Here is a 26508-nt window from a genome sequence, read left to right on the forward strand (position 1 = left end):
GAATTTCGAGACAAAGTATTCAAATTTTTCACCACAACGCTACCTGATATAGCGGACTCGCTGATGTCCAGAATTAACGACCATTTTCAGGTGCTAAAAACTGCATCTTGAAGTTTCTTGGGTATATAAATAAGCTTTCATAATGGTGGTACACTCATTTTTTCATTCCAGGTTGTTGTAACGAAAGCGCCTTCATGAATTCTTCCACATATTTAAGTCACTGCCACATAAATAAGACTCCAAAATAGCGCTACATCTTATACTACTCATAATTCTATGTATAACAATGGCTTGAAGAAGGTCATGTGTAGCAGAATTATGAAACGTTATTTATACTGACAGCAATGATTTCGAGTAACCGTTTCATGTAACGATTGCCACAAGTGTTCAATCTTGTTTAGCCAGGGAGAATAAACAGGTAAGAACAATAGATTAAATTTAGCGTTTTGCTTTAACCATGCCCTGACTTTCCGGCTTTTATGAATACCATGGTTATCTAAAATCACCGTGATACTTTCCACATGGCGATATTGGAAACCCATTTCCTTTAACAGGGTGATAAATAAATCAAAATGTTAGATGAACTGAATCATCAATATCCCCATGCGGAAATCCTCACATTAATCTTAGATAACTACGGTATTCATAAAAGTCAGAAGGTAAAGGACTGGCTGGCACAACATCCAAAATTTACTCTGTTGTTTTTACCCGTCTATTCACCGTGGCTAAATAAAATAGAACGGTTATGGCAATCGCTCCATGAGACAATAACACCAAATCATTGTTGTCAATTTATGTGGCAATTGCTTAATTATGTTGATGCTTTTTTGGCATCGTTTTCATCACAGCAAAACCAGGAATGCAAAAAATGAGTGTAGCACTATTATGAAACCTTATTTAGCTATATTAAATCAATTTTCAATCTATATTGAGCAACACAATCTTGGCACACAACATGACAACTGTCATTAGAATTTATAACCTAACTAAACTGTTAAAACCAGCGATAAAATAATTTCACACTCAAATGATTAATAAGAAAAAACTTAATTAAAATGGTATTAATTGCATATAAGCTAAGAATTCCACATACACTGAACCTTAAGCCTCTCGAAAATACCCTCCAACATATTATCTTTATTGGATTTTCTTTGAGGCAACTTCAACGCATTTTTGAAGAGATATTTCATGGCCCAATCCAGATGTTGTTCTATTTCCGACCCGGCATGATAAATAATAGCGCCTAATATCGGCAACAACCAGACATCAACATCGTGAAATTGCCCAAATTTTTTGGGTAAGAGTGACAGAACGTTTTCAATCAATTGAACCATGGCGAATTGAAAATCGTGTCCACTGGGTCCTTGATGTCTCAATGAATGAAGATGCGTGTGCTATTTGTCGTGGTGACTCCGCAGAGATTTTAGCCTGTATGCGATATCTGTCTCTCAATATGCTGAGGGCAGAAACCATTGAAAAAGCCAGTATTCGGCGCAAACGGAAGATGACCAGTATGAGTAGTGCCTATATGGATAAGGTGTTAATAGCAGGATTATGCTCGATGGTTAAACAGTGAACATTCACGCTCTCACCCTGACTGAGGACCAAAGACTGTGGCCCAATATTTCTGAGTCGTTCGATAAAGCCACATCTGCGGGCAGTTTTTTCAAGAAAAGTGTCACTGAAGAATTGCATTAACTGAGGTTTTGTGGAGATAATTGTCATCGGCTTTATTCTCTGATCTCGGTATTTTGTTTGGCGACAATTATCAGATCATAAATAAAGCCTTTTTCTATCTAAAATAACAGGTTACCGCTAAAGATCCTGTTTATGAAGAATTCCACCACTATAACCTAAAAAGCACGATAAAACCGCCCCCAATAAGTCAATCAGAGACAATCTTCTGGCAAAATTATAAATTATTTACTAACAATAAAACCCAGCATCATACCGGTATCTTCATGTTCCAGCAGATGACAGTGCGCCATAAATGGATGTTTAGCTCCCGCCGTATGATTGAACTGAACCAACACTTCACTCTCCTTACCTTCCACATGAACAATGTCTTTCCAACCACTACGATGAGCGGCAGGTTTACGGCCATTTTCACTCAAAATGCGGAAGCGGGTACCGTGAATATGGAACGGATGCAGCATCATATCGCCAACACCCGAAATCACCCAGTGCTCATATTGCCCCTGTTTAACATCAAAAGCAGGTTCTGTCATGGAGAAAGCCAACCCGTTAATCGTGTTCGCACGATGGAAATTGAATTCACCGCCATGATGCATATCTCCGTGGTTCATATTCCCATGATGCATTCCCATACCCGCCATAGCTTGTTCGCCGTAGCGCTGAGACAACTGCATCATCCCCTGCATATCCAGACGACCATCCATCGCCAGATGCAAATTACGTCTATTCAAGCCCTTTAAAGAAGGCAAGACAGGAAGAGTTACCAGCTGCTCCGACAGTATTGTGCGACTAGAAAAAAGCTGAGGTTGGATACGTAAAACTGGCAATGGTTGATCAAACGGCGGTAATGTCATTCCTATCTGCACCACCGGTAACGTCACCAGATCGAAAGGTTTTCCATCCGCAGTCTCTACCAATATTTCAAAACTCTCCCCCGCCAGAATCGATAACTCATTAACTGCAACGGGTTCCGCTAACAAGCCGCCATCACTGGCAACAACATACAATTCTCGGCCATCACTCGCAGCGATATTCAGGCTGCGAGCATTACAACCATTCAGCAAACGCAAGCGTAACCAACCGCGCGGCGCAATATGCTGAGGTAAAACAACGCCATTAGTCAGCATCATATCGCCAAACCAACCAACAGCGGCGCTTATCACATCCAGTTGATAATCAATCTGGCCCTCTTTATTCAAACGCTTATCCTGCAAAATCACCGGGATATCATCCACACCCCATTGGTTTGGCAAACCCGTTTTAATGCTGTTTTCATCTTCAATCAGTACTAATCCACCAAGCCCCATTGCCACCTGATAACCCGTCTTACCATGTGTATGCGGATGGAACCAGCAAGTTGCTTCCGGTTGTTCAAGGGTAAAACTAACGGTTCGACTCCCACCTGGTGCAATCATCGCATGTGGACCACCATCAACCTCCCCGGTAATTTCCAAGCCGTGCCAGTGAACAGTCGTCCCTTCCGGCAGATGATTACGAATATCAATAGTGACAGGTTTACCTGAAGTTAATTTTAGTGCCGGGCCAAGTAAATCACCGTTATAACCCCAGGTCTTAGTCACCGATCCCGCCCGCAAATGGGATTGTCCCGCTTTGATTTCAATCGCAATTTTACCTGCCGCATCAGGCTCCAGTTGTGGAGGGATCGGTAGTGCAGGATAGGATTCAGCCAAGGAGAAACGGCTCCATACAGGCAACATGCCGGATACACCAATCACAACGCTTAATTTAATAAAATCACGTCGTTGCATATTCATTTCCTGATTAACCAATAAAAAAACCACACATAGCAGCAACGTAAAGGTTACCCTTACAGGAAGGTCAAGTGATGGGAATGTGATTTAAATCGATCTTTACAATAATTCACAAAAATAAATTTTACCGGACAAAGATATTAATATGTTAACGTAACCTGACATGGATTCATTATTATAATACAAATGCGAAAATTAGCCTTATTGACTTACCTATTAGTTCTTTTCGGTTTTTCCCACCCCGCAAAAGCACTGACAGAAAATGAAGCCGAAGATCTGGCAGATCTGACGGCGGTGTTTATCTATCTGAAATATGACTGTGGTTACAGCCAAATCCCTGACCGGGAAATTAAGCGGGCCATTATCTATTTCGCTCAACGTAATAAGTGGGATTTGACCAATTACAACAGCCAATTGATGGATAGACTCAATGAAGAAAGCTACCAGGATCTGAAAGGTATTTATCTATCCAATGCGATAAAGTGCCATGCTCTCGCTAGAGATTCGTTGAGCTTATTTGCTTACGTTAAATAGTCCGGCTCCTGATACCTCTTAAAGGGTAAATTTCACCGTGCAACTGTAAGAATTGTTGGCTATTATGTGAACCCAATTTTCACGGCCGTCACAGTGGAGGAAAGCCGGGTCATGTCACAAAAAGAAACTTGGTACGAAACCCTGCACGCCAATTTTGGTCAGTATTTTTCGGTCGATAAAGTGCTTTATCACGATAAAACTGAGCATCAGGATTTGATCATCTTTGAAAATGCGGAGTTTGGCCGCATCATGGCGCTGGATGGCACAGTACAAACGACTGAACGTGATGAATTTATCTACCACGAAATGATGGCTCATGTTCCTCTATTCGCCCACGGGAACGCCAAACGAGTGCTGATTATCGGCGGTGGTGATGGCGGTATGCTACGCGAAGTCTGTCGTCATCAATACCTTGAAAGCATTACGATGGTTGAAATTGATGCTGGCGTAGTTGAATTCTGCCGCCAATATCTGCCTAACCATCATGCCGGTGCTTATGATGATCCGCGCTTCAACCTGGTCATTGACGATGGTGTTAATTTCGTTAGCACAACCGATCAGAAATTCGATGTCATTATCTCTGACTGCACTGATCCAATCGGACCTGGTGAAGGATTATTCACATCGGAATTCTATCAAGGTTGCCAGCGCTGTCTGAATGACAATGGCGTTTTTGTTGCCCAAAATGGTGTCTGTTTCCTGCAACAAGATGAAGCTGTCACCAGCCATAAAAAACTAAGCAACTATTTCGCTGACAGCAGTTTCTATCAGGCTGCTATTCCAACCTATTACGGCGGAATAATGACCTTTGCCTGGGCAAGTCAAAACCGGGCATTACGTCATGTGGATCTGGCAACACTGCAACAGCGCTTTGATACCGCAGGCTTCACCTGCCGCTACTACAACCCAGCCGTTCACGCAGGTAGCTTTGCCTTACCGCAATATCTGCTGGATGCACTATCCGTAAACCCATAATCACCTATTAGCCAGGAGGTGGAATAAATTGCACAAGCTGAAATTGCACGGCTTTAATAACCTGACAAAAAGCCTGAGTTTTTGTATTTACGATATCTGTTACGCAAAAAGCCAAGCCGATCGGGATAGTTATATCGCTTACATTGACGAACAATATAACGCCAACCGTTTAACGGAAATTCTCAGCGAAACCTGTTCGATCATTGGTGCAAATATTCTGAATATTGCTCGCCAGGACTATGAACCTCAAGGGGCAAGCGTCACCATTCTCGTTAGCGAAGAGCCGATGGACCCAAAAGATGTGGACAATACTGAAAATCCCGGCCCGTTACCCGATTCCGTTGTCGCCCATTTGGATAAAAGCCACATCTGCGTTCACACTTATCCAGAGAGCCATCCGGACGGTGACATATGCACTTTCCGGGCTGATATTGAAGTATCAACCTGCGGTGTTATTTCACCTCTCAAAGCGCTGAACTATCTGATCCACGAATTGGAATCGGATATTGTCACGATGGATTATCGCGTGCGTGGTTTCACAAGAGATGTGAATGGCGTGAAGCACTATATCGATCACGAAATCAGTTCTATTCAGAATTATATGACCGAAGAGGTACAATCTCAGTATTACATGATGGATGTCAATATTTATCAGGAAAATTTATTTCATACAAAAATGATGCAAAAAAGATTTGACCTGAATGATTATCTATTTAATGCCACACCAGAGCAACTGAGTGAAACTGAGAAGCAGGAAATTACCCATCTCTTGAAAAAAGAGATACAAGAAATTTATTACGGACGTAATTTACCCGACATTTAAATTTCACTCATTTATATATATTTATATTTAGCTGGCAGATGCCCATATTTTCAGATATCTGCCAGATCAATTTTTAGCGGTTATATTTTCTCTTCCACAACAGCTAAATTAATTATATTAATAGATTATCCTCATTACACACCTAATGCCGCACTCGTTGTAATTTCAGCACCGTAAATGGCTTTAAGATAATCAAGAGCTGCTTGCTGATCAACACCAGGAAAGGCACACACAGCATCTGACAAGACCTTAATGCGATAACCGCGTATAAACGCGCCATAGGCAGTATGCCTGACACAACAATGAGTATGCTGCCCTGTTAACACAACCTCCGTTACGCCATATTCTTTAAAAACATCTTCCAGATCGGTGCCATCGAAAGCTCCATAAAATCGCTTGGGTGAAACAATTTCACGATCTGCCCCAATTGGAGCCAGTGCCTCAATGACATTAGCCCCAAGTGTTCCGGCCATTGCATGTTTGCCCCAGATACTCATTTCTCGATCATTCGCTCGATGAGCATCATTCGCATAAACCACCAGCCACCCCGGTTGGTGCCGGGCATGATCAATCAACCGTTTGATTACCGGTACGATCTTCATCGCACCCTCCTCATTGGCCAGCGCTCCTGTGACAAAATCGTTCAACATGTCGACTACGATCAACGCTTTCATTAGTTTTGCTCTTTAAATGAATTCTTAAAAAACAATCACTGTGACTTACTCCCACCACTCAGTTACAGACAATTTTGACAAGATTTTCTTATGATTAATAATAGTTCATGAAACCAAGCTGGTCAGTTTTTTAGCTATTCCATTAGCTAACAACAATGTCAGTAACCTCTACTATACTTGATACATAACATTGTAGGGTTATTATAACCCTATCAAGATAAAACAAGAAAACCGGAGGATGGATAGCAGAAACGCGATAGCAATGATAGAAGCTGACGGATGGTATTTGGTGAGGGTTAAAGGTAGTCATCATCAATTCAAACATCCAACCAAGAAAGGATTGGTAACGGTAAAACACCTACAAAAGGACATACCTTTACCAACATTGAAAAGTATCAAGAAACAATCGGGACTTTGAGTCCACTTTTCGGAGGTGTAAATGTTATATCCAGTTGCTATTGATAAAGGTCATTCATCCTTCGGCGTCCGTGTCCCTGATATCCCAGGTTGCTTTTCTGGTGGGGACAATTTCACAGATGCAATAGAAAGCGTCCGAGAAGCAATTGAAGCGCATATCGAATTGCTAATTGATGATAATGAAGCAGTACCAGAAGCGACAAACGTAGAAAACTACCTAACAGATCCTGAATATACGGGAGCAATATGGGCATTAGTTGATGTGGATATTACTCAGTTAATGGGAAAATCAGAGAAAATCAACGTAACTCTTCCATCATTACTGATCCGCCGTATTGATCAATTCGTCACAAGCCATCCAGAATACAAGAGTCGCTCTGGCTTTCTATCACATATAGCGGCAGAAAAAGTTATTGGCAGAGTCAAAATATAATATCTCTGAGGTGTCAAGTTATTAATAATAAGCTAGCTTTTTTCTAATAAAACACCATCACAATAGTTTCTTCAAATCATCACTGCCCCGAATAAAATAGTTTATTCAGGGCAGTTTAATAACACGGTGATTATTTCGATGGGGTCAGAGAAAAGGTCAATGTCTCTAACGGCTGAAGGGTAAGCAGCACCGTTTTATTGATAAACTTCGGCACCGAGTTGTTTTCGCCATAGTCTATCTTAACGTCATATACCGAAAGCTGATCATGAGGCAATTCGAGATCGCTTTGCAGATCCAGATAATATTGTTTCACTTCATTAGCAGGATTGCGCAAAGTAATAATTGATTTTTCCGGACTCCAGGCTCCCCAACCATACACCTCTAGCTCGGTGGGATCTTTACCAATCCAATGGGTATCAAACAGCACATCTTTATTTTTCTCTGACCATTTCGCCGCGTTTGCCAGCGTATCCCAATCCTCTGTGGTCAACAATTCAGGCGTAACATACATCTCCTGTAACTGAGTACCGCTACCAAAATAGCTCCAAACCTGATCGGCAAAATCTTTAGGTGACTGTTTATCCAGATGCTTAGCCTGTTTAGCATAAACAATGCCATGCAGCATCAACGAATTCAGTGGGAATAACGGCCCCTTTCTTACGACATTACGATAAGTTTCTACATCACGATAGGTAAGCCACTGCTGCACTTTGGAACCTGTACCGTGAAACCCCACATCATAGCCACCACGCCAAATAGAATCGGCGAAAAATAGCCAGGAAGGCGTGGCTTTGGTGCCTGTGGTCAAGTTGATAAACAGATCATTTCCGGTACTGCGCATATCTTCAATAAGATGGATAGCGGCATCAAAATCACTGGTGAATGCACTTCCTTTAATCACACGATCAGCATTGCCAGTGCCATCTAGCTTAAACATGGACACATTTTGTTGTTGAATCAGATTGAGCACCCGGTTATGAAAATTGGCGTAGTAATTAGGGCCTGAAAGCGCAAATCTGCCATCTATCACTTCATAGCCAAACTCCTCCGCATGAGAAACACGTTGCTCACCGGGTTTACCATAACCGCCCCAAGGAGAAAGCCAAATACCTAAACGAGCACGATATTGATCTGCTTCCTGTTTAAGATTTTTGAACTCATGGGGAAATGCCTGACTAAAACCCCAATCTCCTTTGAGGTTATCCCAGCCATCATCAAGCAGATAACCACCCAACTTCACACCGCGCTTAGTCACCAACTCCTGCCCAAACTGTTTGATACGAGTCAACGACTCTTGTTCGGTATAAGGCGTGAAGTAACCAATATCGTACCAAGAGTTGTAATGTAGGTAAGGACTATATTTACGCGAACGAGTATTGTTCAAAAACTCATTGACGTTGCGCCGCAATTGCCCTTCCTGATAAACACCAACATACGTCTTATAACTTAACGTTTTCCCCGGCTCTAACGGGATAGAGAGCGCAATTTTTTGCGAAGCGCTCCCTTTATAAGCCTCAGTGGAAATCAATGGATTACCGGGAACAATAAAGAAGCTATCACTGATAATCGGTGAACTGGCGATAGACCCGTGAACAAAAGGGATTTTAGTGCTAAATGGCATCAACGAGACAGCGCTGAGCTCTAACGCGTTTTCCTGCGGTGTAATGGTGATTTCAAACGAGCCGTACTTATCTTTATCCTCCACAGTAATGATATTTCTTACCTGAATGTCGCCATGTTTCAGGGAGACAACAATACGATTGTTTTTTTTGCTGATATCAGTAATCTGAAAATCTTTAGCCGCGAGCTTCTCTCCTGATTTCAACGTGATTTCAAACAGATTGTCAGTAATGATTTGATCGTGGTTTTTCGGATTTTCAAATTTTAGTTGCGTCACTTTACCGTGTTCGTCGCTAACAGTTACACGGTAATTGTCACCCTCCAATCGCCAGTTATCTGCCCAGACTGGAGCACTATACAACACGGAACTAGCTAATAAACTTAACGTAATTTTATTTAACGTTCTTATTTTCACAGCAGTTTCCTTATAGTCAGAATGAAAAAACAGAACCGTCACGAATACAGCTTACCTGCACTGCCACAAATCCGGATCTTCTCTTCTACTACTGCCTGCATAGCCTGTTTTCCCGGCACGATATATTTACGTGGATCATTCGCATCTGGATGCTGGATGAAATAGCGCTTTACCGCATCAGCAAAAGCAATTTTCAGATCAGTCGCCACATTGACTTTACCTACACCAAGACCAATCGCCTGCTGTATCATCACTTCAGGAATACCCGATGCGCCATGCAGCACCAACGGAATATCCACCTGTTCACAGATTGCTGCTAACCGATCAAAATCCAGATGCGGTTCACCATGATACAAACCATGCGCAGAACCAATCGCTACCGCCAGAGAATCAATACCGGTACGGGCAACAAAGGCTTTCGCTGCCAGCGGATCGGTAAAGAAACTATCGGCACTGGAGACCTGTAAATCATCTTCCTGCCCCCCTAACCGCCCCAATTCCGCCTCAACGCTAACATCGTAACGATGGCAAAATCGTACCACCTCTGCCACCTTACGAATATTCTCCTCAAAGGGTAAATGCGAGCCATCAATCATCACTGAACGTACACCTGAGGTCACTTTATGGCTGATATCCTCTAACTCCTCATGATGATCGAGATGCAACGCCAGCGGCAAATTGTGGCGGCGAGCGGCATCCTGACAAATTGACACTAGATAGTCAGTCCCCGCATAACTGAAAGTACTCGGCGTACCTGCCAAAATAACCGGTGATGCCAAGCGAGCAGCGGTTTCCGCTACCACCTGGATAGTTTCCAGATTATGGACGTTGAAAGCAGGAACCGCATAACCTTCACGCAGAGCCTTTTTCAGCATTTGACGACTGGAAATCAGGTACATATACGCTCCTTAAATGCCATCCAGATTCAGGCTGTCATATCGCCGTTTCTGTTGTTCATGCCACAGGCTGGTCAATCCCCGCCGCCCACATTCCAGCGCCATATCACGAAAGGTTTCCAGCGCCATACCTTCACGGTCCAGCATCATTTCTACCACCAACTGCATATTCGTACCGGTGATAACTTCATAACGTGGATTGACTATCGCCAGTTGTGCCGCCTGCCGAAACGGTGATCCCCCTAGCAAATCACTGAGAATAATCACACCATCACCACTATCACAGGCGGAGCAAGCCGCCTCCAGCAACACCAATAATTTCTCAGTGCTGATCCCCTCAGGAAAATCGACAGCACAACTCTGGGGCTGCTGCCCTACAACCTGTTCCACCGCCTGCAACAAACCACTGGCGAAATACCCATGACCGGTGATTACAATACCTAACATGCCATCTCCTCAGTGCGCTTGTTAAAGAAAACCAACAAATTTACCCACAATGCCGATCACCACCGTCAAGCCAATCAACTTGACCGGCGAAAACCCTTTTTTCATCAGCCAAAACACCAGCAGGGTGAAACATAACGGCAATAAATTAGGCATCAGTTTATCCAGTACATCCTTTTGCAACGCCACACTGGCTTTACCGGCGTTGACCACCACCGGTGTTGAGAGATGAACATAGGAAGCCACTAATGCCCCGATCACCGTCATTCCCACGATTGATGCCGCGTGGGAGATCTTTTTGGTATGTTTTTTTAACAATACCAACGCACTGGTTCCGGTACGATAACCATAATGTGCCAGACCAAAACGCAAGCCAAAATGTACGATATTAAACAGCAACAGAAATACGAGGGGGCCAAACAAACTGCCCTGTAGCGCCAAAGATGCCCCAATCCCAGCGCAGATGGGTAACAGCGTCAGCCAGAACAACGCATCACCAATCCCGCCCAGCGGTCCCATCAACGCGACTTTCACGGCACGGATAGTCGAAATTTTCTCTTTATTCCGTTCCATTGCCAGCACCAACCCGGACAGGAAGGTGACATCAAACGGATGCACATTGATAAATTCCATGTGCATCTTCATAGAATTCGCCAGATCTTGCGGATCTTTATGGATCTTACGCAACCCAGGGATCAAGGTGTACAACCAGCCTCCCGCCTGCATACGCTCATAGTTAAATGATGCCTGTAACAACAGGGAGCGCCACGCCATACGATTCAGATCGCGGTTAGTCAGATCTTCACCCGGCGTACTGTCCTGATAGTCATCCTGCTCAACCTGACTGGTTGCCAGTGCCTGCGCCATCCTTTTCTCAGCTTTAGCTGCCATAGCAGCATCGGTGTCGTTAAATGCCATCTTCCATCTCCTGAGACTGGGTGGTAGGTGCGCCTCGTTCAGCTGCATCTTCTATACGGGAACGGTTAAAGAAATCGATTAATGCGATCGCCAATGCGCCAAGTGCTACAGCGATAATCGGCATATTAAGGAACGTGACCGAAATAAAGCCCAGAATGAAATAGGCTATATAGGTCTTTTTCATCATGATTTTCATCAGCATGGAAAAACCGATGGCAGGCATCATTCCGCCAGCAACAGCCAACCCGTCCAACAACCACTGCGGCGCTTTCTGCACCATGACGCTGGCAGCATCAGCGCCAAAATAGACGGGCAAAAACGCCACAATAAAGTAGAAGCAAAACAGAATGGTGATGCCCAGATAGTTCACACGTTCTACACCGCGCCAATTCAGCTTTTTCACCATCTGATCGCATTTATGCATCATGGGTGAGAACAGAGTAAACAGCAGCGTAATACAGCCTTGTACCGCAATGGAAAATGGCACCGCTATACCAATCGCCACTTTAGGATCAGCCTGAGTCAAAATAGCAAATGCGGTGCCAATCACCCCGCCAATCACCACATTTGGCGGTTGAGCGCCAGCCAGCGGCACCATTCCCATCCAGACCAGCTCCAGAGTCCCCCCCACCAACAAACCCGTCTGTACATCCCCTAAAATCAACCCGACCAGCGGGCCAATCACCACAGGGCGGTGAAAATGGGTCAATCCATCAAACAGATCCACTCCCGCCAACCCGGCCAGTAATCCAATCAATATCGCATCAATCAGCATAACTCACCTCTTTAGAACAACAGTTTATCGATAAGCTCTCCCGCTTCATCCGGTACCCGCCGTATCTCGCAGGTAACACCCAGTTGCTCTAGTTCACGAAACACCACTACGTCACTATCATCAACCGAAACAGTCTTATGGATCTGGCGCTTCCCTTCAGCAAAATGCATATTTCCCACGTTAACAAATCGGATCGGCACTCCACCCTTTACCAACGTCAGTACATCTTGCGGTGTTTTACAGACGATAAAAATTTTCTGGCGTTCAGCCGCTTTATGGATCACATCAATGGTTTTTTGCAGAGTGAAATAACGGGTCTGAATCCCATCGGAAACCACCATATCCATCAGGTTTTGCTGCATCAAATCACCGGCAACTTGATCGTTAGCCACCAATACCAAATTGGCCCCCAGTGAATTGGTCCAGGTCACACCTACCTGACCATGCACCAACCGGTTATCAATTCGGGTCATTAAAATATTCGGTATCGACATAATCACTCCTGCTTACATGCTGTTCTTTGTGAATAAGATGGGAGATAAGGATAAATTTCCACCCCCTTCACTACACGGTTGACCTCCCCTGTTGGGCATGGATTGTCCGGCGCTATACCCAACGCCAGCGAGGTTTCAAACGCTAACATCTGCAAAAACATCAGATAGGGAAAAAGCAGCCAGATATCATCTTGTTCACTGTTAATCGCCGTAAATCCTTCCCCCGGCGTGCCACTCAGTGCAACAACCTGACGCGCCAGACCGTCGTGATTCAGCTCATGCCACAAATCGAGATCATAACGACGACGATACTTATCAGCAGAAAGCATCATGACCACCAGCGTATCGCGTTCGATCATAAACTTCGGCCCATGACGCACTCCCATCGACGAATCGTAACGGGTGGCAATGTACCCCGCAGTCAACTCCAGCATCTTGAGCGCCCCTTCTTCGGCTATACCGGTAAAACAACTGGAGCCCAGACACATCATGCGCTTAAAGCCGCTGCGTGCCAGTCGCTTAGTCTGTACCTGCCACTGTCTCCACTCGCGCTCGCACAACGCAGCCATCGCCATCAGTGGCGCACTACTCTGTTCCAGCGTTAACGGCCCTAACAGCAACGCTGTCGCCAGCGTCATACAACTGAAACTGGAAGTCATAGCAAAACTCTGGTCATGAGAACCCTGCGGCATATTCAATGAGCAGACATGAGCACGTCCTTCGGCATAACGAGCCAGTGCACCATCAGGATTGCAGGTCAACATCAGGTGATAACAGCGTGGCAGTATCTGATCTGCTAGTTTTACCGCTGCCACGCTCTCCGGACTATTGCCGGATCGCCCGTAGGAAATCAGCAACGTTGAACGTGTTGGATCGAGGTATTGCAAAGGAGAAGGCACAATATCCGTGGTGCTGTACGCGACCACATTCAGCCCACACTGCTCACGCAACCAGGGGGCCAACGCTCGCCCGACAAACGCAGATGAACCTGCGCCACACAGCACTACCTGTAACGCCGGGTCAGACAACAAAGGCAGCAAAAAGGGCCGCCACAACGCTTCCTCACGTTGCAGGTTTTGATATAACTGACGCCAAAGCGCAGGCTGTTGGTGAATCTCTCTGGCAGTATGTAACGCGTGATGCTCACGCAGCCAAGCTTCGGTATAGAAAAACAGTTCATTCATACGAAAGCTCCTTGTGCCTCAGACTCACAAGCCTGGGCATAGTTCAAGAGCACAGAACGAATCTTGTCCAACACCCAAGCATACGGGTCATTTTCCAACCTTCCCGCGTTAACTGCCTGCGCCTGTTCTGGCAGGTACTGACTCAACAATGAAAGGGCAACCGGATGACGGCGCAGATTATCCATCAAAATACTCACTGCCTGTTGTACCTGCGGGTGCGGCCAGTAGTAACGCACGCGATCGCTCAAACTGTATTGACGATCAATAAACTGCTGATGCGGTGTACCGTGGTAATAGCCGTTCCAGTATTTCGGCTGTTCAAGCATGACCTGCTCCAATGTAGCGCACAAATTCGCTGCGGTCTGTTCCCCATTCCATTCACCATCAATTTTATCGAGCGCGAAAAGCGCCTCACGCAGAGCAAAAGTCAAAGCAGGACCGACTTTCAGAATAGCGAAATGATCACGCACCAATTCCCGGTAAGCCTGTGCAGTTTGATAATCGGTAGAATGCGCTTCATAGACCAAGTAAGACTGAGATTCGATATATTGACTCAGTGCCGCCGCACGTTCCGATTGATAATGTTCGACATTATGGTGATCAAACTCCACACCGGGCTGCACCACCAGCGCAATCACCCGCGGCCATACTTGTTCCAGCCCGGCCAATCGCCAGGCTTGTTGATGTACATTCAACGTTGTGGCTGCTGCCTGAGGTGTCGTGACCTGCATTCCTTCCAACGCTTCTTTAGCGCCGCCCGGTACCGGCACTTCGGTGCCAATCACATAAACCGGTGATTCTCCCCCCACCTGCTGCCAGCAACGTTCAGCCACCTGGCACAAACGAGCCGCACGTACCGCAATTTCATCATCACCAAGCGGTATTGGATCATCGGCGCAAGACATAGAGCAATCGAGGTGGATCTTACGAAATCCTGCGGCCACATAATCGTGTATCAACGTTTCAGCCAGTTTCATCGCCTCTGCTGCGGAGCGATCCTGCCAGGCGTTCGGCCCAAGATGATCGCCGCCCAACCAAACACGATCACGCGGCAAGCCGATAAGATCAGCTTGTCGCCAAACTGCATCACGGAACTGAGCGGGCTGCATACCGGTATAACCACCAAATTGATTAACCTGATTAGACGTTGCTTCAATCAATATCGGCGTCTTACGCTCTTTAGCGACGCGCAAAGCACTTTCCAATACCCAAGAGTGGGCGGAACAGACCGAATAGATCCCCACCGCTTCACCTGATTTATGGCGACGAATAAGTTGTAATAGTGACTGCATGGTGTCTCCCATGCGGGCAAGAACCCGTTTATCAACTCTTAGGCAAGTTCTAATCTCTGTAAGAGTTATTCGTCGGCAATAACCACATCTACGCCGAGTTCAGTTAATGCCCGCCTATAGTTATCGGGGATCCGGCTGTCAGTAATCAGCCGATGAATCTGTCCAGCCTGACGGATCATACAAAAGCTTCTGCGCCCAAATTTACTGGCATCCGCCACGGCGATAATTTCATGCGCCACCTCACACATTACGCGATTAAGGTGAGCTTCGCCGGGATGGGGCGTGGTAATCCCTGCTTCCAGATCAAACCCATCGACACCAAGAAACAGAGTATTAAAGCGATACTGACGCAATTGCTGTTCCGCCGCCGGACCATAAAGCGAGTAGGAGTTCTGACGCACACTCCCGCCAAGCACCATCACTTCCATCTGATCAAATCCCGCCAGTTCATAGGCGATATTCAACGCGTTAGTCATTATCACCAAATCACGCCGCTCCTTAAGATATGGCACGATTTGCGTAGTCGTGGAGCCGGAATCAAGGATCAGGGCATCACCATCCTTAACAAACTGTGCCGCCCTGGCCGCAATGCGTGATTTCACATCACGATTCATCCGGCCTTTATCTTGCAAGGGGCGATCAAAGGCGAATTGCTGATTCAACATGGCGCCACCATAAGAACGCAGCGCACAACCTTTTTGCTCCAGATAACGCAGGTCATTACGGATAGTGACGCTGGAAACCCCAAAACGGGAACTCAAATGCTCAACACGTACACTGCCCTCATGGCACAGCAGGTCAATAATCTGTTCACGTCTTTTTACAGTGTCCATTGCCATTCCGTTATGCTCCTCAGATTTCAGCAACAAGTTCACGTCGCCTGTGATGAATTGCTTTCCCTCTCTTTCGGTTAAATTACAACAAAAGCAATGAAATGAAATTGTGATCGGTGTTACAGTCTATTATATAGACAAAATAAGGTTAAAAAGGTTTCGATTGAAAACAAAACGAAAGAGAATATTAAGTTCTATCGTTACTTATGCTTACCCCAAAACAAGCTTTCATCCGCTTTGTTAGTAGAAATTGATATTAAAGAAACGAAAGCCCTTGGTTTTCAATCAACAACCATAAAGTTTTATTTTGTCAGGTGATAGAGATCACAAATTTTGTGATTGGATGTGAAAAGACTGATAAAATCCAGAACTGAATGCTCTCACTGTAATAAAAGGACACACCACATGACAAAACGATTTTCAGTGCTGACTGGCGGGCTCCTACTCGCCGCTTCTTTCGGAGCTCAAGCTTCGAATACCCCCGATCAGACCCATCTGACAAATACTGTTGATAAGACCATACACTCCCTGATGCAGGAATATGACATTCCGGGAATGGCGATTGCGGTAACTTTCCGCGGTCAGCATTTCTTCTATCAATACGGTGACGCGTCAAAAGAGAACAACACGCCGGTCACCAAAGAGACGATCTTTGAATTAGGCTCGGTCAGCAAAACCTTTGCCGCCAGCCTAATTTCTTGGGCGCAAGTGACAGGAGCCATTTCCCTCTCCGATAAGGCCAGCCAGCATTTTCAACCGCTGGCAGGCAGCGCCTTTGACAACATAAGCCTGCTGAATATTGCCACCTACACTGCGGGCGGCCTGCCATTACAATTCCCTGACGAGATCGACAACAATAGCAAAATGGTGAACTGGTATCAGCACTGGCAACCGAAGTATGCACCTGGAACCCACCGCCAGTACTCCAATCCCAGCATTGGCCTGGCGGGTTATATCGCTGCCCAACGCCTTGGAAAACCTTACTCAATGCTAGTAGCAAACCAAATTCTTTCACCGCTTGGTTTGCATCATGCCCGGTTTAACGTGCCCGCGCAGGAGATGAGGAATTATGCCTGGGGTTATTCAAAAGAGAATAAACCGATTCGTATAAGCCCCGGCGTACTGGATGAGGAAGCCTACGGTCTGAAAGCCAGTGCGCAGGATATGATCGGCTTCGTTGATGCGAATATCGATCCTTCCCGCATCAGTGATAGCAAGCTGGCACAGGCCATTCGGGCAACCCATACCGGCTACTACCGGGTGGGGGAAATGACGCAAGGGCTGGGTTGGGAGCTTTATCACTGGCCCGTTACCCTTGAGCAGGTACTGAGCGGCAACTCAGCGCAGATCGCTTATCAAGCCAACAAAACCACGGAACTGTCGCCGCCTGAGCCGCCAACGGATGCGCTTTTTATCAATAAAACCGGTGCCACCAATGGTTTCGGCGCGTATGTCGCGTTTGTGCCGCAAGAGCAAATGGGTATTGTACTGCTAGCCAACAAAAACTACCCCAACGAGGCGCGTATCAAAGCAGCCTGGCAAATCCTTGATGCGCTGAAATAAACACGCAGCTACGTTAGATACAGTGTCTGTTGACAGCGACAACGCCCCCTGTGGGGCGTTGTCCATGGCATATCGAGTCGTTAAACGTTAAGTAAGTAAGGCTTCCAAACCAGCGGTCACCGCCTCCATACGGTGACCACCTGAGTGCTCAATCACATAACGCTTGCCTACCTGAGAAGAGGCATCCAGGCCCCAAATACCATGTTCGACCTTCTGACTCAGTGGATCACTACTGGTATTGATGTGAGTGACGTTGGCACTATCCAACTTGTCGGCCAGCCGATCCCGCAATCCTACATGCAACCCCATGCTGTTGAATGCGGTGACCTTAATCCCATGTTTGATGCCCACATATTGCGCCAACCCACCGCCTAAAGAGTGGCCCAGAACCTCAACCTTGCCGCTATATTGTTTGGTAAAAGCCTTGACCAAGCGGTCAGCATCCTGAAACGCGCTGTCCTTGATCCCTAAAGCCGCTCCAACATCACTCTTCACAGTACCAGGACGCTTGGTTGGCTGGGTGCCCACAAAGGAAAGCACCATGGTATCGTCACGCTTATAGACAGCAACCTTGAGCGCAGACCATGCATCCCCCTCAAGGATTAAAGGCTCATTCTCCCCCTTGCCAAGGCGAACATGCAGGGTTAACTCACTGCCAGTCCCACCACTGCCATCCTCCCGGCGAGCCAATATTGAGGATGGGATATCAGCCAAGGTGGCATGACTGTAACCAGCCGGCATATCCCGATAACTACTGGAGCAGCTGACTCTCGCCAATTGGGCCGCATCCATCACCACCCGGGCTCCCACAGCATTCAACGGCTCTTGCTCTGCTTTAGCCACAAATGTGGGTTTAGCGATCACCTTGGCAGAATTCAGCAATTGCTCAGCACGCGTTCCAACCTGCAAACGATCGGACGCACCAAGCGGTAGGTGCGAGACTCCCTTCGCGCCCGCTCCGGCCAGCCCCAAGGCAGAGGATGCCAGCAAACGTCCTGTGGATTCCGCCAAGTTTTTAACGCCTGCGACACCAACCGAAATCGCACCACTCGTTACACTACTGGCACCGCCCGTGATATTAGCCAATCCCTTGATAATAGCCCCAGTCCAGTAACGCGCCTTACCTTTGGCACTCTGTGCATGAGAGTCATGTCCTCCCTGTATGGCAGTGCCAATCTTGCGAGCCGGGGCACTCAATGTCAGATATTTCAGTGTGGTGGTCAGCACCTTGCCCGGCGACACCTGAGTACCAATACCAGTACTGGTGTAATGGGAGGCAAGATGATGATGAACATTATTGCTGCGAGATGGTGTCTGTACTTCTCCGTTCGAGAGGGGCGACAATGCAGTAGCGTTGGGGGTGTGCCCAAGACCTTGAATAGGCATCTTAATTTTCCTTAGTTATTTAGATGACCGTGACTCAGCATACGATGGCTGAACCTGGTAATGGATGCAGTGCGGATGCTCCGTTCTGCTGGGTGTTGATTACCTGAAACTGAGATTGCAAGCTGATCCCAAGATCAAGAAATTCTCCCAGAGTCTGCATAAATGTAGTTTCATCGAACATCTCGATCAACGCAGAGAAACTCAACACCAGATAATTGGTACGACTGTCCAGACTGATCTGACTGCCGCCCGTGGTAAGACCGAACATATTCAACTCAAGGGCAGCCCGAGTCAGCATTAACTGGCTCGGCTCATCCGCTGGCAATCGCAATAAAGGAATATAGAAATAAAATGCCTGAACGTCGTTGTTGTCCGGCACTTCAATGATGCACTCTCCATCCTGGCCGAAAGGTACTGTACAGTGACCATCGCTGCCAAGGCTCAAAGCCACGCCCTGGCGTTCACCAACAAGGCGCAACCATTCCGATACTGTTTGTTGATATGTTTTCACTATGATGTTCTCCGCTCGTTATCCCTTGCAAACCGAAGGGTTTCGCACGCAAATAGGAAGTGGGAGCATGTTAACAATCACTGGCAAGCCATGATTTATCCTTAGGGCGAAGTTTTTTATATCGACGTCGAAATAGCGACTTATCGGCAGTTGGGTTGCACCTGGAAAAGTTATATCAACAACAGTGTCTCCCTCGGAAATCTACATGGATTTACCTCATTTTCTTTCCCCAAAATAAATGAGAATTTCAGATGGAAAAATGGCATTGGTTACCCGATAAACGATGCCAAAAGCAATTTCCTGACATGATGCTTTTATCCGTCCAGGACGGTGATGGGCACAGTTTCAGCGGGGGAAGAAAATGTTGTCGCGGACTTCAACGATGACATTACACTTGTTCCCCCGCCTCGCCTGCGAGCAAAAGGCGGGGCTTTGTGCAATGGATTTTTACGTGTGTTTCATTGCTCAACGCCTATGCTTTCTAACCATTCCCGCAGACTGACGACAGCTCCCTTATCAGTATCCAGTGAGATAAGAAGTCAAATTATGAAGTCATTTATTTTTACTGCCCTTCGCAATTCAATGAAAACTGCTCCAACCCTATTCTAGAGATGGCTAGCTATATTCCATTACAGAACTATTAATGCCTTTTTGTCATTTCATAACCTTACCACCGACTCCTATATTCATTCGAAACAGTTTCATTACTTATAAATATTTCACTGGATACAAAGGGCAATTGTGGATTACTTACCGATATTTGTTGAGTTAAAAGGGCGGCTTGTATTACTTGTCGGTGGTGGAGATGTGGCCGCACGTAAAGCGACGCTACTACTACGAGCAGGAGCATTATTACAGGTTGTAACGCCTGAATTATGCTCTGAATTACAACAGCGTTATCAAGCTGGTGAACTGGAATGGTATAAAAGAGAATTCCAGCCTGAATATCTTGATGGCATTTTTCTGGTGATTGCAGCGACTGATGATCACATTCTAAATCATCGGGTTTTTACCGAGGCGGATAAGCGCGGTATTTTGGTTAATGTCGTTGATGATCAATCTCATTGCTCATTTATTTTTCCATCAATTATCGATCGCTCTCCTGTTTTAGTGGCGATTTCATCGGCAGGAAAAGCACCGGTATTGGCACGTTTAATCCGGGAAAAGCTGGAAGCGTTGCTACCTTCCAGTCTTGGTGCAATGGCGAAAATTGCCGGGAATTGGCGTGAACGGGTGAAACAGCGATTAACTTCCATGCGCCAGCGTCGTTCTTTTTGGGAACAGGCTTTTAATGGTCGTTTCGCTATGTTGGTTGCAAATGGTCAGATCCAACAGGCGGAAGAGCAGCTTGAGCAACAACTGGAACAACCTGGTTCACCGGGAGAATTGGCTCTGGTCGGTGCAGGCCCAGGTGATCCGGGATTACTGACATTGAGAGGATTACAGGTTATTCAGCAGGCTGATGTGGTGCTTTATGATCATCTGGTCAGCAGTGAAGTGTTGGATCTGGTCCGTCGAGATGCAGATAAAATTTGTGTTGGTAAAAGAGCCGGTAATCACTCTGTTTCTCAGGAAGAAACTAACCAATTGATAGTGAAATTTGCCAGACAAGGGAAAAAAGTGGTTCGCCTTAAAGGCGGTGATCCCTTTATTTTTGGCCGTGGTGGTGAAGAGTTGCAGGTTGCAGCATCAGCAGGTATTCCTTTTCAAGTCGTACCGGGAATTACCGCCGCTATTGGAGCGACTGCTTACGCGGGAATTCCGCTGACTCACCGGGAGCACTCGCAGAGTATCACTTTTATTACAGGTCATTGCCGGGAAAATGGTAATGAACTGGATTGGCAGGCTTTGGCCAAAGGCAATCAGACTCTAGTGATTTATATGGGGACAGTGAAATCCGCCTTGATAAGTCATCAATTAATTTTACATGGGCGGGCAGAAGATACACCCGTAGCTGTTATCGGTTGTGGTACTCGTCCAGAGCAGCAAGTGTTGACAGGCACTTTGCTGGAACTGGAACAGTTGGCACAGCTGGCACCGTCACCGGCGTTACTGGTCGTGGGGGAAGTAGCTCAACTCCACCATCAAATAGCCTGGTTTGGGCAACAACCTATTGCCAGGATAAGCCGTCCGGCAGTAGTCGATTTTGCATAAGGAGTGGTAATGGACGAGAAAAGATTGACACACTTGCAGCAACTTGAAGCTGAAAGTATCCATGTTATACGGGAAGTGGCCGCAGAGTTTGAAAACCCAGTGATGCTTTACTCTATTGGTAAAGATTCTTCGGTCATGCTTCATCTTGCACGCAAGGCGTTCTATCCGGGAACCTTACCATTTCCTTTGCTGCATGTGGATACGGGCTGGAAATTTCGCGAAATGTACGAGTTTCGTGATCGTACTGCCAATAATTACGGTTTTGAACTCCTGGTGTATCGCAACCCGCAAGGGGACGCGATAGGAATAAACCCATTTGTGCATGGTAGCGCCAAACATACCGACATCATGAAAACGGAAGGGTTAAAACAGGCACTGGATAAATATGGTTTTGATGCGGCTTTCGGTGGTGCCCGGCGTGATGAAGAAAAATCACGAGCCAAAGAGCGTATTTATTCATTCCGTGATCGCTCACATCGTTGGGATCCTAAAAATCAGCGTCCTGAATTGTGGCACAATTACAACGGTCAGATTAACAAAGGTGAAAGCATTCGCGTATTCCCGCTTTCCAACTGGACTGAACTGGATGTTTGGCAATACATCTACCTGGAACAAATTGATATCGTTCCTCTCTATTTTGCTAAACCACGTCCGGTAATAGAGCGTGATGGCACGCTGATTATGGTTGATGACAACCGAATCGATTTAAAACCTGGCGAAGTTATCAGTCAACGTAAAGTTCGTTTCCGTACTCTTGGCTGCTGGCCGCTGACGGGAGCCGTGAGATCTGATGCTGAAACATTGCCAGAAATTATTGAAGAAATGCTGATATCCACGACAAGTGAGCGGCAAGGGCGGCTGATTGACAGTGATCAATCTGCGTCTATGGAACTGAAAAAACGTCAGGGTTATTTCTAAGGAGAACAACCATGTCCGCACTTGCACAAAATGAAGCTATTGCTGATCAAATTAAACAACAGGGTGGTGTGGAAGCCTATCTGCGTGCTCAACAGGATAAGGGATTACTGCGTTTCCTGACTTGTGGCAGCGTAGATGATGGCAAAAGTACCCTGATTGGTCGTCTGTTACATGATACCCGTCAGATCTACGAAGATCAGCTTTCAACATTACAGAATGACAGCAAACGAATCGGTACTCAGGGTGAAAAATTGGATTTGGCTTTGCTGGTGGATGGTCTCGCCGCAGAGCGTGAACAAGGCATCACCATTGATGTCGCTTATCGCTATTTTTCCACAGAAAAACGCAAATTTATTATTGCCGACACGCCAGGACATGAACAGTACACGCGTAATATGGCGACAGGTGCATCGACCTGTGATCTTTCGATTCTGCTAATTGATGCCCGTAAAGGTGTTCAGGAGCAGACCCGCCGTCACAGTTTTATCAGTACCTTGCTGGGGATCCGCCACTTGGTGGTTGCTGTGAATAAAATGGATCTGATGGGATACAAACAGGAGGTTTTTGACCTGATCAAACAAGATTATTTGAACTTTGCCGCTCAGTTGCCGACAGATTTGAAAATTTATTTTGTTCCGATCTCTGCACTTGATGGCGATAACATTGTCACCAGAAGTACCAATCTGGTCTGGTATGAAGGACCTGCGTTGTTGGACATTCTTGAAACCGCAGATGTAAAGAAAGAAGCTTCGAAGCAATTACTGCGCTTCCCGATACAGTATGTCAGCCGGCCTGATCTCGATTTTCGGGGTTACAGCGGTACTCTTTCATCCGGGATTTTACGCAAAGGGCAGAAAATTAAAGTCATGCCATCGGGTGTAACCTCACAAGTAGAGCGGATCGTGACTTTTGAGGGGGATTTGGATTTTGCTGTCCCCGGTGAAGCCATTACCGTGGTGCTGAAAGATGAAATTGATATCAGCCGGGGTGATCTCCTGATTTCTGCTGCTGATGAGATGACGGTTACCCGGCATGCGTTGGTGGATGTCGTGTGGATGTCTGAACAGCCTTTGGTGCAGGGACAAAATCTTGATATCAAAGTGGCAGGTAAAAAGAGCCGTGGGAAAGTTGAGAATATCCAGTATCAGGTGGATATTACGAATCTGACACAACGAGTGGCGGTTGATTTGCCATTGAATGCCATCGGATCAGTGGAGTTTTCTTTTGAAGAGCCATTAATGCTCGATAACTATCAGCAAAATAGCGACACTGGCGGCATCATCTTTATTGACCGGCTAACTAATGTCACGGTTGGTGCGGGTTTGGTACGTGAAATTCAGACAGATGTTTATGAAGGGCCAAAAGAGTTCAGCGAATTTGAACTGGAGTTGAACCGGTTGATTCGCCGCCATTTCCCCCATTGGGGGGCCAGAGATTTACTGGGAGGTAAATAAATTGGCAGAAGGAATTGAAAATTTGGCACCAGAAAATGTTGTCTGGCATAGATATCAACTGACCAGAGAGCGACGGGAAGCAGAAAATGGACATCCCGCATTGGTTATTTGGTTCACGGGTTTATCTGGTTCAGGTAAATCCACGGTGGCTGGGGCTTTAGAACAGGCCCTGTTTCAACGAGGAATAAAAACGTATCTGCTTGATGGTGATAACTTGCGTCATGGCCTTTGCAGTGATTTAGGTTTCTCAGAACAGGACAGACAGGAGAATATCCGCCGTGTGGGTGAAGTCGCCAATCTGATGGTGGATGCAGGTTTAGTCGTACTGACCGCTTTTATTTCTCCTCATAAAGCCGAGAGGCAAAAGGTGCGTGAATTGCTGGAGCCGGGGCAATTTATTGAAGTTTTTGTCGATACACCATTGGAAATTTGCGAATCCCGTGATCCTAAGGGATTGTACAAAAAAGCCCGTGCGGGTGAAATCCGTCATTTCACCGGGATTGATTCAGCCTATGAGATTCCCGATAACCCAGAAATTTATCTTTCAGGTCAACAACCTGTTGAAGCATCAGTGGAACAGTTGCTGGCGGAATTGAAAAAGAACGGCATTATACGTTCAGGAATTAATGACCTATAACATCAACATAAGCACATTATTGAATCTTCAGTGATGTGCTTATTTCATGACTTTATCCTCAACTATTTTTCCCCCATCCTGTTTTGTGATAGTAGCGTCGCTCTTTGAGTTATGGGATGATTGACGGATATTTCAGGGGGCGGAAATGGGTAAGCTAACGCTACTATTAGTGGTTTTACTCGGATGGTTACAGTATTCACTGTGGCTTGGTAAAAATGGTGTTCATGATTATGTACGGGTTAAGAATGATGTTGCTATGGAAGAGAGCAAAAACCGCAAACTTAAACTGCGTAACGATCAGTTATCAGCGGAAATTGACGATCTTACTGGCGGACAGGAGGCCATTGAAGAGCGATCCCGCAATGAATTGGGCATGATCAAACCGGGTGAAACTTTCTATCGTTTAGTCACTGATAAATCTAAAGAAAATACTTCACGTCCCTCGACTCCAAATAATACTCAATAATTAAAATGAACGATCTATTATTGCATTCCTGTGCTGATATTATTGCTTTGGTACCCGCAGCGGGCATTGGTAGCCGAATGAATTCGGATTGCCCAAAGCAATATCTGTCTATTGCCGGAAAAGCTGTTATTGAACACACTCTGGCTGCATTACTTGCTCATCCCCGTATTCAACGCGTTGTGGTTGTTTTAAATCCTGCTGATACACAGTTTCAATTTCTTGAGGTTGCATCAAATCCGCGCATTACGACGGTAATCGGAGGGAAGCAGCGGGCAGATTCTGTATTGGCTGGTTTAAACCATCTGGCTCATTTGGCCGGGAATGATAATCGCTGGGTTTTAGTGCATGATGCAGCCCGTCCTTGTTTACACCATGACGATCTTGAACGTTTGCTACAATTGGCAGAAACGGATGAACAGGGAAATATGGCATGTGGTGGTATTCTAGCATCTCCGGTCAGCGATACGATGAAACGTGGAGGTGTTGGTCAGGTTATTGACCATACGGTAGAGCGCCAAGATCTCTGGCATGCGCTAACACCGCAGTTTTTTCCACTGATGTTACTGAGGGATAGCTTATCAAAAGCACTGTCACAACACGCTAATATCACTGACGAAGCTTCTGCACTGGAATATTGTGGCTATCAACCGGTATTGGTTCACGGGCGTTCGGACAATATAAAAGTCACGCGCCGCGAGGACTTGGCATTGGCAGAATTTTATCTGTCCAGAAAATGAAGGAACAGACATCATGAGAATCGGACACGGTTTCGATGTGCATAAATTTGGTGGTGAAGGGCCGATTATTATCGGTGGTGTCCGTATCCCTTATGAACAAGGGCTATTGGCTCACTCTGATGGTGATGTTGCTCTCCATGCAGCAACTGACGCTTTGTTAGGGGCGGCGGCATTGGGTGATATCGGGAAATTGTTCCCGGATACTGATCCGGCATTTAAAGGTGTGGATAGCCGTAAGTTATTGCGTGAAGCTTATCGTCGTATCAGAGAAAAGGGTTATCGGATCGGTAATTTGGATATTACGATTATTGCTCAGGCACCAAAAATGCTGCCGCATGTCCCGCAAATGAGAGTCAATCTGGCAGAAGATCTGCAATGCCACATTGATGATATCAATGTTAAAGCCACAACGACCGAAAAATTGGGATTTGTTGGACGTAAAGAAGGTATTGCTTGCGAAGCGGTGGCTTTGCTGGTTAAGGAATAAT

26 protein-coding genes and 4 pseudogenes are annotated in these 26508 nt (G+C 46.0%); 16 read left to right on the forward strand and 14 right to left on the reverse strand.

The window, feature by feature from the left end; all coding sequences use genetic code 11:
- Nucleotides 1–111 (forward strand): annotated as a pseudogene (locus C5471_RS11515) (IS630 family transposase); the annotation flags it as partial.
- Between the two features lie 221 nt (nt 112–332).
- Here C5471_RS11515 and C5471_RS11520 read toward each other — a convergent pair.
- A pseudogene (locus C5471_RS11520) lies at nt 333–569 on the reverse strand (transposase); the annotation flags it as partial.
- Between C5471_RS11520 and C5471_RS11525 the strand changes: the two are divergent.
- Nucleotides 567–889, forward strand: a pseudogene (locus C5471_RS11525) (IS630 family transposase); the annotation flags it as partial. The pseudogenes C5471_RS11520 and C5471_RS11525 sit on opposite strands and share 3 nt — an antisense overlap.
- A 444-nt stretch (nt 890–1333) precedes the next feature.
- Nucleotides 1334–1576 (forward strand): annotated as a pseudogene (locus C5471_RS11530) (transposase); the annotation flags it as partial.
- 343 nt (nt 1577–1919) lie between these two features.
- On the opposite strand, the gene cueO reads toward C5471_RS11530, so the two are convergent.
- Nucleotides 1920–3464, reverse strand: coding sequence for a multicopper oxidase CueO (cueO, locus tag C5471_RS11535; RefSeq protein WP_133813465.1), 1545 nt, complete (start codon nt 3462–3464; stop codon nt 1920–1922).
- 189 nt (nt 3465–3653) lie between these two features.
- Here cueO and C5471_RS11540 point away from each other — a divergent pair, with 189 nt between their 5' ends.
- The 3 genes from C5471_RS11540 (at nt 3654) to speD (ending at nt 5799) form a co-directional block, all read left to right on the forward strand.
- Nucleotides 3654–4001 carry a YacC family pilotin-like protein gene (locus C5471_RS11540; RefSeq protein WP_036849730.1) on the forward strand — a complete coding sequence of 116 codons (348 nt, stop codon included), beginning with the start codon at nt 3654–3656 and terminating at the stop codon, nt 3999–4001.
- Between the two features lie 111 nt (nt 4002–4112).
- Nucleotides 4113–4976: a polyamine aminopropyltransferase gene (gene speE / locus C5471_RS11545; protein ID WP_133813464.1), complete on the forward strand. Its 864-nt coding sequence runs from the start codon at nt 4113–4115 to the stop codon at nt 4974–4976.
- Between the two features lie 28 nt (nt 4977–5004).
- Nucleotides 5005–5799 (forward strand): adenosylmethionine decarboxylase, encoded by a 795-nt coding sequence (gene speD / locus C5471_RS11550; RefSeq protein ID WP_133813463.1) that lies wholly within the window; start codon nt 5005–5007, stop codon nt 5797–5799.
- A 134-nt stretch (nt 5800–5933) separates the two neighbouring features.
- On the opposite strand, the gene C5471_RS11555 is transcribed toward speD, so the two are convergent.
- Nucleotides 5934–6473, reverse strand: coding sequence for a cysteine hydrolase family protein (locus tag C5471_RS11555; protein WP_133813462.1), 540 nt, complete (start codon nt 6471–6473; stop codon nt 5934–5936).
- A 238-nt stretch (nt 6474–6711) separates the two neighbouring features.
- Here C5471_RS11555 and C5471_RS11560 point away from each other — a divergent pair, with 238 nt between their 5' ends.
- Both C5471_RS11560 and C5471_RS11565 read left to right on the forward strand, forming a co-directional pair.
- Nucleotides 6712–6891 carry a type II toxin-antitoxin system HicA family toxin gene (locus tag C5471_RS11560; RefSeq protein ID WP_166295889.1) on the forward strand — a complete coding sequence of 60 codons (180 nt, stop codon included), beginning with the start codon at nt 6712–6714 and terminating at the stop codon, nt 6889–6891.
- Nucleotides 6892–6912: 21 nt separating this feature from the next.
- Complete coding sequence (locus C5471_RS11565) at nt 6913–7323, forward strand: type II toxin-antitoxin system HicB family antitoxin (RefSeq protein ID WP_133813461.1); 411 nt, start codon at nt 6913–6915, stop codon at nt 7321–7323.
- A 130-nt stretch (nt 7324–7453) separates the two neighbouring features.
- Here the strand turns inward: C5471_RS11565 and C5471_RS11570 are convergent, their stop codons facing one another.
- The 9 genes from C5471_RS11570 to agaR form a co-directional block, all read right to left on the reverse strand.
- Entirely contained in the window at nt 7454–9358 is a 1905-nt protein-coding gene (locus C5471_RS11570; RefSeq protein ID WP_133813460.1) for an alpha-galactosidase, read from the reverse strand.
- Nucleotides 9359–9396: 38 nt separating this feature from the next.
- Entirely contained in the window at nt 9397–10257 is an 861-nt protein-coding gene (locus C5471_RS11575) for a tagatose bisphosphate family class II aldolase (protein WP_133813459.1), read from the reverse strand.
- Between the two features lie 9 nt (nt 10258–10266).
- Complete coding sequence (agaF, locus tag C5471_RS11580; protein WP_133813458.1) at nt 10267–10701, reverse strand: PTS galactosamine/N-acetylgalactosamine transporter subunit IIA; 435 nt, start codon at nt 10699–10701, stop codon at nt 10267–10269.
- A gap of 21 nt (nt 10702–10722) precedes the next feature.
- Entirely contained in the window at nt 10723–11616 is an 894-nt protein-coding gene (locus C5471_RS11585) for a PTS system mannose/fructose/sorbose family transporter subunit IID (protein ID WP_133813457.1), read from the reverse strand.
- A complete protein-coding gene (gene agaW, locus C5471_RS11590) occupies nt 11606–12391 on the reverse strand; it encodes a PTS N-acetylgalactosamine transporter subunit IIC (RefSeq protein WP_023044129.1) in 786 nt (261 codons plus the stop codon). Before agaW ends, C5471_RS11585 begins: the two co-directional genes overlap by 11 nt.
- An 11-nt stretch (nt 12392–12402) precedes the next feature.
- Nucleotides 12403–12885 (reverse strand): PTS N-acetylgalactosamine transporter subunit IIB, encoded by a 483-nt coding sequence (agaV, locus tag C5471_RS11595; RefSeq protein WP_152963109.1) that lies wholly within the window; start codon nt 12883–12885, stop codon nt 12403–12405.
- Nucleotides 12886–12887: 2 nt separating this feature from the next.
- On the reverse strand, nt 12888–14069 hold the full coding sequence (locus C5471_RS11600) for an AgaS family sugar isomerase (protein ID WP_133813456.1): 1182 nt from the start codon (nt 14067–14069) through the stop codon (nt 12888–12890).
- Nucleotides 14066–15361, reverse strand: coding sequence for a D-tagatose-bisphosphate aldolase, class II, non-catalytic subunit (locus tag C5471_RS11605; RefSeq protein WP_133813455.1), 1296 nt, complete (start codon nt 15359–15361; stop codon nt 14066–14068). The genes C5471_RS11600 and C5471_RS11605 overlap by 4 nt, the downstream gene beginning before the upstream one ends.
- A gap of 65 nt (nt 15362–15426) precedes the next feature.
- Nucleotides 15427–16200, reverse strand: coding sequence for a transcriptional repressor AgaR (agaR, locus tag C5471_RS11610; protein ID WP_133813454.1), 774 nt, complete (start codon nt 16198–16200; stop codon nt 15427–15429).
- Nucleotides 16201–16599: 399 nt separating this feature from the next.
- Between agaR and ampC the strand changes: the two genes are divergently transcribed.
- Nucleotides 16600–17757 carry a class C beta-lactamase gene (gene ampC, locus C5471_RS11615; RefSeq protein WP_133813453.1) on the forward strand — a complete coding sequence of 386 codons (1158 nt, stop codon included), beginning with the start codon at nt 16600–16602 and terminating at the stop codon, nt 17755–17757.
- Between the two features lie 87 nt (nt 17758–17844).
- On the opposite strand, the gene C5471_RS11620 is transcribed toward ampC, so the two are convergent.
- Both C5471_RS11620 and C5471_RS11625 read right to left on the reverse strand, forming a co-directional pair.
- A complete protein-coding gene (locus C5471_RS11620) occupies nt 17845–19143 on the reverse strand; it encodes a Tle-like phospholipase domain-containing protein (RefSeq protein ID WP_133813452.1) in 1299 nt (432 codons plus the stop codon).
- 34 nt (nt 19144–19177) lie between these two features.
- Complete coding sequence (locus tag C5471_RS11625) at nt 19178–19654, reverse strand: CesT family type III secretion system chaperone (RefSeq protein WP_339959281.1); 477 nt, start codon at nt 19652–19654, stop codon at nt 19178–19180.
- A gap of 741 nt (nt 19655–20395) precedes the next feature.
- On the opposite strand from C5471_RS11625, the gene cysG reads away from it, so the two are divergent.
- The 7 genes from cysG to ispF all read left to right on the forward strand — a co-directional run bounded on the left by cysG (nt 20396) and on the right by ispF (nt 26507).
- A complete protein-coding gene (gene cysG / locus C5471_RS11630; RefSeq protein WP_133813450.1) occupies nt 20396–21808 on the forward strand; it encodes a siroheme synthase CysG in 1413 nt (470 codons plus the stop codon).
- Between the two features lie 9 nt (nt 21809–21817).
- On the forward strand, nt 21818–22726 hold the full coding sequence (gene cysD / locus C5471_RS11635; RefSeq protein ID WP_133813449.1) for a sulfate adenylyltransferase subunit CysD: 909 nt from the start codon (nt 21818–21820) through the stop codon (nt 22724–22726).
- 11 nt (nt 22727–22737) lie between these two features.
- Nucleotides 22738–24180 carry a sulfate adenylyltransferase subunit CysN gene (gene cysN, locus C5471_RS11640; RefSeq protein ID WP_133813448.1) on the forward strand — a complete coding sequence of 481 codons (1443 nt, stop codon included), beginning with the start codon at nt 22738–22740 and terminating at the stop codon, nt 24178–24180.
- Between the two features lies 1 nt (nt 24181).
- A complete protein-coding gene (gene cysC, locus C5471_RS11645) occupies nt 24182–24817 on the forward strand; it encodes an adenylyl-sulfate kinase (RefSeq protein WP_207627305.1) in 636 nt (211 codons plus the stop codon).
- A 145-nt stretch (nt 24818–24962) separates the two neighbouring features.
- Nucleotides 24963–25283 carry a cell division protein FtsB gene (ftsB, locus tag C5471_RS11650; RefSeq protein ID WP_133813446.1) on the forward strand — a complete coding sequence of 107 codons (321 nt, stop codon included), beginning with the start codon at nt 24963–24965 and terminating at the stop codon, nt 25281–25283.
- A 5-nt stretch (nt 25284–25288) separates the two neighbouring features.
- Nucleotides 25289–26020 (forward strand): 2-C-methyl-D-erythritol 4-phosphate cytidylyltransferase, encoded by a 732-nt coding sequence (gene ispD / locus C5471_RS11655; protein WP_133813445.1) that lies wholly within the window; start codon nt 25289–25291, stop codon nt 26018–26020.
- Between the two features lie 13 nt (nt 26021–26033).
- A complete protein-coding gene (ispF, locus tag C5471_RS11660; RefSeq protein ID WP_036841446.1) occupies nt 26034–26507 on the forward strand; it encodes a 2-C-methyl-D-erythritol 2,4-cyclodiphosphate synthase in 474 nt (157 codons plus the stop codon).
- The last annotated feature ends 1 nt before the right edge of the window (nt 26508 follow it).

This window comes from Photorhabdus tasmaniensis (assembly GCF_011189505.1).
GTDB lineage: Bacteria > Pseudomonadota > Gammaproteobacteria > Enterobacterales > Enterobacteriaceae > Photorhabdus > Photorhabdus tasmaniensis.